At 51.2% G+C, this 11,824-nt stretch carries 5 protein-coding genes and 4 tRNA genes; 6 read left to right on the top strand and 3 right to left on the bottom strand.

Going from position 1 to position 11,824, the window contains the following annotated elements; all coding sequences use genetic code 11:
- Nucleotides 1-62: 62 nt before the first annotated feature.
- The 5 genes from csrA (at nucleotide 63) to JYB63_RS22080 (ending at nucleotide 817) form a co-directional block, all read left to right on the top strand.
- The gene (csrA, locus tag JYB63_RS22100) at nucleotides 63-248 is read left to right on the top strand and encodes a carbon storage regulator CsrA (RefSeq protein WP_205660109.1); all 186 of its coding nucleotides are present in this window, start codon (nucleotides 63-65) and stop codon (nucleotides 246-248) included.
- 61 nt (nucleotides 249-309) lie between these two features.
- Nucleotides 310-399, top strand: a tRNA-Ser gene (locus JYB63_RS22095).
- A 4-nt stretch (nucleotides 400-403) separates the two neighbouring features.
- Nucleotides 404-480: transfer RNA gene (locus tag JYB63_RS22090), tRNA-Arg, on the top strand.
- A gap of 53 nt (nucleotides 481-533) precedes the next feature.
- A tRNA-Arg gene (locus JYB63_RS22085) sits at nucleotides 534-610 on the top strand.
- A gap of 130 nt (nucleotides 611-740) precedes the next feature.
- Nucleotides 741-817 (top strand) — tRNA-Arg (locus tag JYB63_RS22080).
- A 553-nt stretch (nucleotides 818-1,370) separates the two neighbouring features.
- Here JYB63_RS22080 and JYB63_RS22075 read toward each other — a convergent pair.
- Genes JYB63_RS22075 through JYB63_RS22065 form a run of 3 tightly spaced genes read right to left on the bottom strand, consistent with a single transcriptional unit; the run spans nucleotide 1,371 to nucleotide 6,537 of the window.
- Complete coding sequence (locus JYB63_RS22075; RefSeq protein ID WP_205660108.1) at nucleotides 1,371-2,723, bottom strand: HlyD family type I secretion periplasmic adaptor subunit; 1,353 nt, start codon at nucleotides 2,721-2,723, stop codon at nucleotides 1,371-1,373.
- Nucleotides 2,720-4,891 (bottom strand): peptidase domain-containing ABC transporter, encoded by a 2,172-nt coding sequence (locus JYB63_RS22070; protein WP_205660107.1) that lies wholly within the window; start codon nucleotides 4,889-4,891, stop codon nucleotides 2,720-2,722. Before JYB63_RS22070 ends, JYB63_RS22075 begins: the two co-directional genes overlap by 4 nt.
- Nucleotides 4,892-4,896: 5 nt before the next feature.
- The gene (locus tag JYB63_RS22065) at nucleotides 4,897-6,537 is read right to left on the bottom strand and encodes a peptidase domain-containing ABC transporter (RefSeq protein ID WP_205660106.1); all 1,641 of its coding nucleotides are present in this window, start codon (nucleotides 6,535-6,537) and stop codon (nucleotides 4,897-4,899) included.
- A gap of 288 nt (nucleotides 6,538-6,825) precedes the next feature.
- Between JYB63_RS22065 and JYB63_RS22060 the strand changes: the two genes are divergently transcribed.
- The coding region (locus JYB63_RS22060; RefSeq protein WP_205660103.1) for a beta strand repeat-containing protein at nucleotides 6,826-11,824 on the top strand (4,999 nt) is incomplete at its 3' end.

Raw genomic sequence — 11,824 nt, 5'->3', positions numbered from 1 at the left:
GTTAATCTGTTGTTACTATTACAGATTAGGACGCTCTGGCGCTTAAATAAGGAGATTATTTAATGTTAATTCTTACTCGCCGTGTAGGTGAAACGCTAATGGTTGGTGACGACGTCACTGTTACTGTCCTGGGTGTGAAGGGTAATCAGGTGCGTATTGGTGTTAATGCACCTAAAGATGTGTCTGTGCATCGTGAAGAAATTTATCAGCGTATTCAGAAAGAAAAGCAAGAAGGCAATCAAGAGTAAATTTCTGAAATTAATGCTTTTCTTTTGAAAATCATTCTTGTAATATACGCGCCGTTGTTGAGGTGAGATGGCCGAGTGGCTGAAGGCGCGCCCCTGCTAAGGGCGTATAGGGGAAACTCTATCGAGGGTTCGAATCCCTCTCTCACCGCCATTTAGCGCCCGTAGCTCAGCTGGATAGAGTACCTGGCTACGAACCAGGCGGTCGCACGTTCGAATCGTGCCGGGCGCGCCACTTAATCTTAGGATTGAGTGAAATGGTGGGATAAACAACAAAACTTGGATTAAGCGCCCGTAGCTCAGCTGGATAGAGTACCTGGCTACGAACCAGGCGGTCGCACGTTCGAATCGTGCCGGGCGCGCCATCCTAATCCGAGTATCTGTTTTAAGTCTTTGTGTTTTTTCAAATGTAGAGCAAAAAGTTTACAGCAGAGTAAATGCTGTAAAGTTGATGTTTTGCCTATGATACTTCTGAGACAGTTTTGCAGTGATTAAGCGCCCGTAGCTCAGCTGGATAGAGTACCTGGCTACGAACCAGGCGGTCGCACGTTCGAATCGTGCCGGGCGCGCCACTGTCTCCTCTCTTTTTGTTTTAAACAATTCGTTTCTTTTTCTCTTAAGCTTTTCAGTTATCAATATTTTTTCTCATGCTCTGAGCTCCTCTGAGAGCTGTAATTGATACGGTCTTTTACCGTGTATGTGTTCTGGCTTTTATAGCCTTTAGGCGGGCTCTCAGCCCTGTCTATGCTATGGGTTATTATGGCGCTTCTGATTAGGATGGCGGTTTATTCTGCAGGGGTATGAAGTCTATGCAGGGCTGATTGTGTCGGGGATGAAGCAATGAGGGATCCAGAGAAGTGCTGATGTTGGTCGAGGCTTTATTTTATTTCAAAAATGCATGTTGTTTATGCTGATTGTGATGAAGTCTCCAGAGGGATTTCTTGCCTTGCTGTGAGGGGGGGGGAGGCTGGTTATTGCCAGGCACTTTACTGCTTGTCGTCAGTTGTGCCTGGAGGCTGATAGGGAAGTAGAGCTGGCTGGCTCTCGGGCGGTGTGCCTGCGTTAGAGTGAATCAGACCGTACGCCATTAAAAAAGCCGCCTGTGGTTGCAGGCGGCTTATGTTCTCAGCGTTCCCGGAAGGCGGTGTCGAGTCCGCGGGAAATAGGTTTTAGCAGATAGTCCATAATAGACTTGTTGCCGGTTTTGATGTCCGCGGTGACAGTCATGCCGGGTGACAGCGTCAGCTTTGTGTTATCCCCCACCCAGTTGGTTGTCAGGCTTATCTCAGCCCTGAAGTAAGGGTCTTTTTTATCATCCAGGTAAGTTGTTGCGGAGAGTCGCTCGATGACGCCGTCAACAGTGCCGAAGCGAGCAGAGTCGTAACTGTCTACTTTGATTTCTGCGCGCTGGCCGACACTTATGTGTCCGATCTCGTTAGGCAGTATGCGTGCTTCAATGATGACCTCATCATCAGTTGGTACCAGTTGCATAATAACCTGACCAGGATCTACAACTGCGTTGATTCGGGTAATAGAGAGATCCTGGACGATGCCTGTCAGTGGTGCGTAGATGTCCAGTCGTTTAACTCTGTCGCGAACCCGGATCAGTGACTGTTCTATTTCAGCCAGTTCTTCGCCGACATTACCGGCTTCCAGTTCGATGTCTTTTTTGAAGCGGGCGCTGAGTTCAATGCGGCGTTGTTCGGCTTCGGTCAGAGCTGATTCTGCGACCCGGATGCCGTCAACAATGCTCAGGCTTTCGCTCTGGGCATCGGCCAGGCTGGTTTGGCTGGTCAGAAGTTCCGCTTTAGAAACGACATTACTTTTAACCAGCTTGGAACGGATCGATACCTGTTCTTTAAGCAGTTCTACTTTCTTGCGGATAGATTTAGCCTTGTTGCGCTGCTGTTTGATTTCTTCATTCCGCTGACGAATCTGCGAGTCAATGACGCTCAGTTCACTGTTCTGGCTGGCCAGTTGTGCTGAGTAGATTGTCATTTGTTTGTCGGCAAGGGCTGGGTAGCTGTTGCCAATTTCACCAAAAGACGGAATCCGGTCATCGAGAATGGCCTGCAGGCGTTCGCTTTCGAGAATGAAGGCTGCCCGGCGAATTTCCAGTTGCTGGAGTTCAGACTGGCTGGCAGGAGGTGCAAAGCGCAGTAATAAGTCGCCGCTTTGTACCTGATCGCCGTTGCGGACCAGAATTTCACTGACGATACCGCCTTCCAGGTGCTGAACATCATGGATCAGACCGGCAGGCACGACTTCGCCGCGGGTAGAAGTGACTTCGTCAACTTTAGTCAGAGTTGCCCAGACAATTGCGGCCACCAGAATAAAGGCGGTGAAGTAGATAGCCGCATTAATAATGCCGGCCGGTTCGTGTTCTTCCAGCTGAATTGCCTGAGCCAGAAAGCGGGCTCGGGCGCGGGGCAGGCTGGCGCCGCCATGGGAAGAAAACACATTATTATTTTTACTCATGCTGACTTCTCCAGCGTCAGTGCGATAACTTCTTGTGGAGGGCCTATATGGATAACTGTGCCCTGTTCCATTAATACGGCTTTATCCGCCAGGCGAATATGGCTTGGTCGATGGCTGACCATGACAATAGAGCGGTTGCCTTTCAGGCGTTTGAGCTGCTCTATAAAGCGATTATCTGATTCCAGATCCAGTGAGGCTCCCGGTTCGTCCAGTAACAGGATTTTGGCCGGGCTGACAAAGGCGCGGCACATAGACAGTGAGCGCAGGAAGCCCGGAGGCATATGGTCGATGACAGTGTCCCCGAGACGGGTGTCAAAGCCCTGAGGCAGGGCCAAAATTTCTTCCAGTACACCTGCTTCCATCGCGGCGGCACGAATATCTTCATCCGTTGCCAGGCTGTTATTCAGACGGATGTTTTGTGCAATTGAGCCGTGGAACATGTGTGTTTGCTGAGGGACGTAAGCTACGGCGCGACGAAGGTCCATGGCATTCAGTTGTCGCAAGTCCATGTTGTCCATGCTGATGCTGCCGGCCTGCGGTGCGTACATACCGGCAATCATTTTAATCAGCGTGGATTTGCCGGAGCCGGTGTTGCCGGTAATTGCGATCATTTCGCCGGCTTTAACTTCAAATGATGCGCCTAGCAGTGCAGGGTCGCGGTCAGGGCCGTAGCGGAAGCTGACTCTGTCGATGCGGATGTTGCCCTTCAGGTTGGAAAGTACCAGTCCTGATTTGCCGCCTTTTCTTTCGTTGCGCAGACGCATTAGCTGGTTAATCTGCTTGATGGCTTTCAGGGCTTGCTGGAATTTAGAAAATGACAAGAAAGCGCTTTGCAGTGGTGACAGTACCCGCCAGACCAGTGCCATGATAGCGATCAGTGCACCTATCGTAATTTCGCCGTTGATTACCTGCATTGTACCGATGGCCAGTACGGCAACGCCTGAGAAGGTCATCAACCCTTGCGCCAGGTTGTTCATCAGGTTGTTGGAGAGAAACGTCTGATAGTTTGCCAGTACCGCTTCGCCGGAATTTTCGCGGAAACGTTCCCACCAGACAGTTTCGCCGCCAATGGCTTTGATCTCTTTGCGGCCGGCAACGGTCTGCATAATGATGCGTTGTTTATCCGTACGGGCTTTGCCGGCGCGAAGGATGCGGGTGTTTATAACCGGAATCCAGATCAGGCCAAGAATAATAAAAGCCATAACCATGCCCAGCGGAATCAGGGCCAGCGGGCCGCCAAGGATGCCAATTACAATCAGGAACATAGCAACGAATGGTAGTTCCAGGGCAACGGCTGCGCTTGGGCCGGTGAAAAAATCACGCACAGAATCGAACTGCTTCAAACGGGACAGTTGAGCGGCAACGGTGGAGCGTTCTGTATAGAGTGGTGGCAAATACAACATGCGCTTAAAGGTTTCATTGCCTATGAGGTAGTCCATCCTGCCGGCGGTAATACCCAGCAATTTAGCCCTGAGAAAGCGTAACCCCAGGTCGGTGATCAGCAGTATGGTAACCCCTGAAATAAGGAATGGCAGGGTCTCTGCAGATTTTGCTCCGATGACCTTGTCATAGATGACCATAATAAAAATGGGCACCAGAAGCGCGACCAGGTTGATAATAAAGGTCATGCCCAGAAGGTGGATAATCATTTTCTGGAAGCGTTGCAGCAAATTGCCAAACCAGTCATCACCCGGTACATCTGTTGGGTTATTGCCGTAACTGGCGTTGCTGTCAGTGAACAGGTACGCAGTACCTTTCAGACGTAGCTGAGGCGTTGATTCATACTGATTGGTCTGGGCGTCATAATAATAAATCAGGCCATCGCGTTTACCCTGCAGTAACAGTACCTTGCCGCCGTTGGAGATAAACAGGGCAGGGTAAAGCTCATCCCGCAGAGAGTGGATATCGGTCTTCAGCGGTGAGCTGTCATAACCCAGAGTGACGAGAATATTACGCAGGTCGATCAGGTCTATCTGCTCAGAAAAGTGCGGCAGAGCCTCAATCAGATCCCGGGCATAATTATTCCAGCCCAGTTCCCGCAGAAGTGGCAGCAGGCAGGCTGCGTAAGGGGAAGTATCGTGGAATTCATCATTGTTATCGGTGCGCAGCGCTTCCGCCAGTCGCTCGGATACAATGGGTGGGCGTTCAAAAGCTGGGGGCGTCGTCATCTGGTTCATGCCTGGGATGTCTGCTGTTTTTGCCGGGCAGCCATTTGTGCCTGATAAGGATCAATATAAGGTTCAAGCTGACCGTTCGCCAACTGATATTGCTTGTCGCAAAGTCTCAGGAAAGAAGGGCGGTGCGACACGATGACCATAGTGCGTTTACCTTTCATTTGCTCGATAACCTTTAATAGCCGGTTGTCGTTCTTAATATCGAAGTTGGCGTTGGCATCATCAAATAAGATGATTTTAGGGTGGCCAACCAGTGACCGTACCATGATGATTTTCTGGCGTACGCCTTCAGAGAGTGTATCGACAGCAGCACCGCCAATCTGTGTATCAAGGCCGTCCGGCAGGCGGGCAACAATTTCTTCCAGACCAAGGATTTTAGATAGCTCCAGTGCCTGTTCAAGGGCTTCGCCTTCCCGGTACAGAGTCATGTTTTCCAGAATGCTGCCTTCAAACAGAACGCCTTTTTGCGGCATGATGCCGATTTCGGCGCGCAGGAATTCTGTGTTGTAGTTCAGCATGGGGTGGTCATCAAGAAGGATCTGCCCTTCATTTGGCTGGGTAAAACCGGATAACAGGCTTATCAGGGTGCTTTTGCCTGTACCGTTGTTGCCTGTGATGCCGATTGCCTGTCCGGGCTCAACCGTCAGAGACAAATTGTGAAGCAGGTCATTTTCCTGATGAGGGTATTTAAAGCTGACTTCCCGCAGTTCAATTTTACCGCTCAGGCCCTGTTCGGTTTTAAGTTCACCACTGGATTCTGTAGGCAGGGCGTACAGCTGATTAACTTTTTCCAGTGCCAGTTGAAGTGACTGAAATTGTGTCCAGAATCCCATGGCTTTAAGGCCTGGTTGCAGTACCCGGCTTGAAAGCATAGTGCCGGCCGCGAGCGCACCTACAGTCAGGTCGCCCTCAATAACAAACAGGCTGCCAACACCGACAAAAATGACCACTGCCAGTTGAGAGAATGTCGCGCCAATGCCCTGGACAATGCTGTTAACCCGGCTTAGTTCATAAACACTTTCTGCAGACTGGTGTTGAAGCTTTTCGTAGCGACGCAGCATCAGTGCTTCCATCGCCATGGATTTAATGGTGTGAATGCCTTTAAGGGATTCGATAATGAAATTCTGACGGCGATCTTCCATGGTGTAACGGGTTTCCAGCGCCTTTCTCAGCTTGCGTCCGGTGACGAATGCAACTACCAGAAAAACAACCAGCAGAGCAATTGGAATCGCTACCAGTGGTCCGGCGATCAGCCAGATCAGCCCCAGGAAGAGGATGACGAAAGGCAGATCCATGATCAGCAGGACTGACTGGCCAGAATAGAACTCCTGGATTTGCTCAAGTGCCTGAATTTTATCGAGATAGTAACCGGCTGTATTGTCCTCAAATGCCTGGTTGTCAGCATCGAGTATACGGTTCATTGCCTTGAGGCTTTCGCGGTGATCAAACTTTGCACCGTGCCAGCTGAGAATTGAGGAGCGAAATATACGCAGTGCGGTATCAATAATGACGACGCCAAGCATACCCAGAATGAGGAATATAAAAGTACCGATGGCCTGATTGGGTATTATACGATCATAGACCTGAAGAATAACGGTAGGCAGTGCGAGCGCAAGAATGTTGATTGCCAGCGATGACATCAGGACGCTGGGTTGACTCCAGGTTCCGGGAGTCCTGAGCCGTTTTACGGAAAACACATGTGACGTCTTTATACTCATGAGTTGTGTTCAATTATTCCGAAAATAGGTTGTTCGGGCATCGGATAAGATCCAATAAATTCCATTCTTATAACGCCGACTTATATTGCTACTAATCCTGCTGAGACACAAGTGATTACAGAAGATTTTGCTGTAAGTGATTGTCTCTACAGCGTATTGTTCGTGCATTGATAGAGTTTTACAAAAGTTTAAAACCAGAGGCAGTAAACCATGGCTGAGGAAAGCAAAGGCGGCAGTGTTGTTAACGCAAGGGATAAAGCAACCGAAGACCTGTTCAATCAGGGTTTGGGCAACAGCCGCCGGGCGCGAGATCTGGAAGAAGAGTACCTTGGGGATGAACAGCAACATAATGAAGAGCTGTTTAAGCAAAACCTGCAGGGCAGAATAGACGAACAGCAGGAAGATCTCACTGCTACTTCCGAACAGGATTATTCTCCAGAGTTTTCCTCAACCGGCTTCAGCTTTACTGACGTAAACTCATTTTCTCAACTGCCTGATGGCGGCACGATTCCTGCCGGTACCGAGCTGGCCACCCTTGAACTGCCCGTTTCCGGTGGTGACTTCAGTTTTTCTCTGGATTCAACGCAGTTTGCGCTGGAAGGTAACCGTTTATCTACATTGGTGGACTTAACACCTGTCCGTGGCCAGCAACTGGGTATAGATATACGGGTTAACAGTAATAACAGTGATTTTACTGCTCAGATTCCGGTTGAAATTAATTTCGATGATCTGGCTGAAGCGTTACAGAACGAACAGGCGTTTATAGATAATGCCCCAAGTGACATTAACCTGTCAGATTCAGATGTTGCTGAAGGCGCTGTTGCAGGTGATTTCGTCGCGACAATTCTGGGTACCGATGATCAGGGTGCAGATCAGCTCAGTTTCAGTCTCACCGGTGAAGGAGCCAACATTTTTGAAGTCAGCGGTAATACCCTAGTTGTAGGCACTGGCGTTACGTTGGATTTTGAAACCCGTTCTGAATATCCCGTTGAAATTACAGTTACTGATGCCAGCGGAAATACCTTTACCAAAACGGTTACCGTTAATCTGACAGATGTTAATGAAGCACCTGTATTGCAGGCGGCAGAAGTGACTGTTGCTGAAGATCAGGGAATTATTAATGCAAGTCTGGTCGCTGAAGACCAGGATGCCGGTGATCAACTGACGTTTACAGCAGTTGATCCTGATCAGTTACCGGTTGGCTTTACATTACAGGCTAACGGAGATTACAGCTTTGATGCGACCAGTGGCGCATACGACCATCTGGGAGTGGGAGATTCTCAGCAGCTCACTATACCTGTCCGGGTTACTGACTCCGGTGGCTTGCAGGATACAGCGTTCATCAAAATCACCATCTCGGGTACCAATGATGCACCGGTTGCCGGTGCGGATATAGTCAGTAGTCTGGATGAGGGGGCTACTGCGATCAGTGGTCAGTTAACCGCGACGGATGCTGATGACGGTGCAGTTATAACCTTTGCTGTGGCTAACGGAGCCTCATTGCCATCAGGTTTCTCGCTGGACAGTGAGGGGAACTACAGTTTTGATCCCGCGGATGATGCATACCAGCGTCTGGGAGCCGGTGATTCACAGGTGATTACTGTGCCTGTAACAGTTACCGATGAGCATGGTGCGACAGATACGCAGCAGGTTCGTATCACGGTTAACGGCACTAATGATGCACCGGTTGCCGGTGCTGATATTACTGCCTCTGTGCAGGAAGGTGATGCAGTAATTTCCGGGCAACTGAGTGCAACGGATGTTGATGATGGCAGCATACTGACGTTTGCAGTATCACCGGGGGCGGATACACCGGCAGGTTTTACGTTGGATGCAGACGGGAACTACAGCTTTGAGCCGGATGCCGGGGCATACCAGCATCTGGCAGTGGGTGACAGCCAGATACTGACAATTCCGGTAACGGTGACAGATGAACTGGGTGCTACAGATGTTCAGCAAATCCAGATTACCGTTACCGGTACTAATGATGCGCCGGTGGCTGGAGCGGATGTTTACAGTACTGTGCTGGAAGGAGATTCTGCTATATCTGGCCAGCTATCAGCGACAGATGCTGACGACTCTGCGTCCCTGTCTTTCAGCGTTACTAACGGCGCTAGCGTACCGGCAGGCTTCACCCTGAATGCGGATGGTTCCTACAGCTTTAATCCACAGGATGCTGCTTATGTCAGCCTGGATGCGGGTGATGTGCAGACCCTGACCATCCCGGTGACAGTGACTGATGAGAACGGTGCCACGGATACTCAGCAGATTCAGATTACTGTGAACGGCACAAACGATGCACCGGTGGCTGGTGCAGATGTCACAGCTAATGTGAACGAAGGTGATTCAGCAATTTCTGGCCAGCTATCAGCGACAGATGCTGACGACTCTGCGTCCCTGTCTTTCAGCGTTACTAACGGCGCTAGCGTACCGGCAGGCTTCACCCTGAATGCGGATGGTTCCTACAGCTTTAATCCACAGGATGCTGCTTATGACAGCCTGGATGCGGGTGATGTGCAGACCCTGACCATCCCGGTGACAGTGACTGATGAGAACGGTGCCACGGATACTCAGCAGATTCAGATTACTGTGAACGGCACAAACGATGCACCGGTGGCTGGTGCAGATGTCACAGCTAATGTGAACGAAGGTGATTCAGCAATTTCTGGCCAGTTGTCAGCGACAGATGCTGATGATTCTGCGAGCTTAAGCTTCAGTGTAACCAACGGTGCATCTGTGCCTGCAGGCTTCACGCTGAGTGCCGACGGCTCATACAGCTTTAATCCACAGGATGCGGCGTACGACAGCCTGGATGCAGGCGATGTACAGACCCTGACCGTCCCAGTTACCGTAACCGACGAAAACGGTGCCATCGATACTCAGCAAATCCAGATCACCGTCAACGGCACCAACGATACGCCGGTGGCCGGTGCGGATGTCACCGCCAGCGTGAACGAAGGCGATTCTGCGATTTCAGGTCTGCTGTCTGCTACCGATGCCGATAATTCTGCCAGTTTAAGCTTCAGCGTGACCAATGGTGCATCTGTGCCGACAGGCTTCACGCTGAATGCCGACGGCTCATACAGCTTTAATCCACAGGATGCTGCTTATGACAGCCTGGATGCTGGCGATGTGCAGACTCTGACCATCCCGGTCACTGTGACCGACGAGAACGGTGCCACCGATACACAGCAAATTCAGATCACTGTGAACGGCACCAATGATGCACCGGTGGCTGGTGCGGATGTCACCGCCAGTGTGAATGAAGGCGATTCTGCAATTTCTGGCCAGCTGTCAGCGACAGATGCCGATGACTCTGCCAGCCTGACCTTCAGCGTGACCAACGGTGCTAGCGTACCGGCTGGCTTTACCCTGAATGCGGATGGTTCTTACAGCTTTAATCCACAGGATGCCGCTTACGACAGTTTGGATGCAGGCGACGTGCAGACCCTGACCATTCCTGTGACCGTAACTGATGAAAACGGTGCCGCTGATACCCAGCAGATACAGATTACGGTGAACGGCACCAACGATGCACCGGTAGCGGGTGCGGATGTCACCGCCAGTGTGAATGAAGGTGACTCAGCGATTTCTGGCCAGCTGTCAGCGACGGATGTCGATGACTCTGCAAGCCTGAGCTTCAGTGTAACCAACGGTGCATCTGTGCCGGCAGGTTTCACCTTGAATGCGGATGGTTCCTACAGCTTTAATCCACAGGATGCTGCTTATGACAGCCTGGATGCGGGTGATGTCCAGACTCTGACCATCCCGGTCACTGTGACCGACGAGAACGGTGCAACTGATACACAGCAGATCCAGATCACCGTTAACGGAACCAATGATGCGCCGGTAGCCGGTGCGGATGTCACTGCCAATGTGAACGAAGGTGACAGCGCTATCTCTGGCCAGCTATCTGCCATCGATGCGGATGATTCTGCAAGCCTGAGCTTCAGTGTAACCAACGGTGCCAGCGTACCAGCAGGTTTCACCCTGAATGCAGATGGTAGCTACAGTTTTAATCCACAGGATGTAGCCTACGACAGCCTGGATGTGGGTGATGTGCAGACCCTGACCATACCGATAACAGTGACCGACGAGAACGGTGCTACTGATACCCAGCAGGTCCAGATTACTGTTAACGGCACCAACGATGCGCCAGTGGCTGGTGCGGATGTGACAGCTTCTGTAAATGAAGGTGACAGCGCTATCAGCGGCCAACTTTCTGCTACCGATGCTGACGACTCTGCGTCCCTGATCTTTAGCGTAACCAACGGTGCGTCTGTTCCGGCAGGCTTCACGCTGAATGCCGACGGTTCTTACAGCTTTAATCCTCAGGATGCCGCTTACGACAGTTTGGATGCCGGTGATGTTCAGACCTTGACCATCCCGGTAACAGTTACTGATGAGAACGGTGCCACTGATACTCAGCAGATTCGGATTACCGTCAACGGCACCAATGATGCCCCAGTAGCGGGTGCGGATGTAACAGCATCTGTTGATGAAGGCGATAGCACTATCTCTGGCCAGCTGTCCGCGACGGATGCAGATGACTCTGCCAGCTTAAGCTTCAATGTAACCAGCGGTGCTTCTGTGCCGGCAGGCTTTACGCTGAATAGCGATGGCAGCTATAGCTTTAATCCACAGGATGCTGCCTACGACGGCTTAGATGCGGGTGATGTTCAGACCCTGACCATTCCTGTGACCGTAACTGATGAGAACGGCGCCACTGATACTCAGCAAATCCAGATTACCGTCAACGGTACCAATGATGCGCCGGTCGCCGGTGCGGATGTGACGGCTTCCTTGAACGAAGGCGACAGCGCTATCTCTGGCCAACTGTCCGCGACAGATGCTGATGATTTTGCAAGCCTGAGCTTCAGTGTAACTAACGGTGCCAGCGTACCGGCCGGTTTCACCCTGAATGCGGATGGCTCCTATAGTTTTGATCCACAGGATGCTGCCTACGACGGTTTAGATGCAGGCGATGTTCAGACCCTGACCATCCCGGTAACAGTGACCGACGAGAACGGTGCTACTGATACCCAGCAGATTAAGATTACTGTCAACGGCACCAACGACGCACCGGTGGCCGGTGCGGATGTGACGGCTACAGTAAACGAAGGCGATTCAGCAATTTCTGGCCAGCTGACAGCCACCGATGCTGACGACTCTGCCTCTCTGACCTTCAGCGTCACCACCGGTGCATCCG

Origin of the sequence: Aliamphritea spongicola (assembly GCF_017051665.1) — a bacterium.
Classification (GTDB): domain Bacteria; phylum Pseudomonadota; class Gammaproteobacteria; order Pseudomonadales; family Balneatricaceae; genus Amphritea; species Amphritea spongicola.
Note: the sequence above shows the minus strand (reverse complement) of the source record. Positions and strands in the feature narration are given on the sequence as shown.

Bases quoted from the DNA above. Each gene is read 5' to 3' on its own strand.
- JYB63_RS22065 (WP_205660106.1), bottom strand. From the start codon at position 6,537: ATGTCATCGCTGGCAATCAACATTCTTGCGCTCGCACTGCCTACCGTT.
- JYB63_RS22075 (WP_205660108.1), bottom strand. From the start codon at position 2,723: ATGAGTAAAAATAATAATGTGTTTTCTTCCCATGGCGGCGCCAGCCTG.
- JYB63_RS22070 (WP_205660107.1), bottom strand. From the start codon at position 4,891: ATGACGACGCCCCCAGCTTTTGAACGCCCACCCATTGTATCCGAGCGA.
- csrA (WP_205660109.1), top strand. From the start codon at position 63: ATGTTAATTCTTACTCGCCGTGTAGGTGAAACGCTAATGGTTGGTGAC.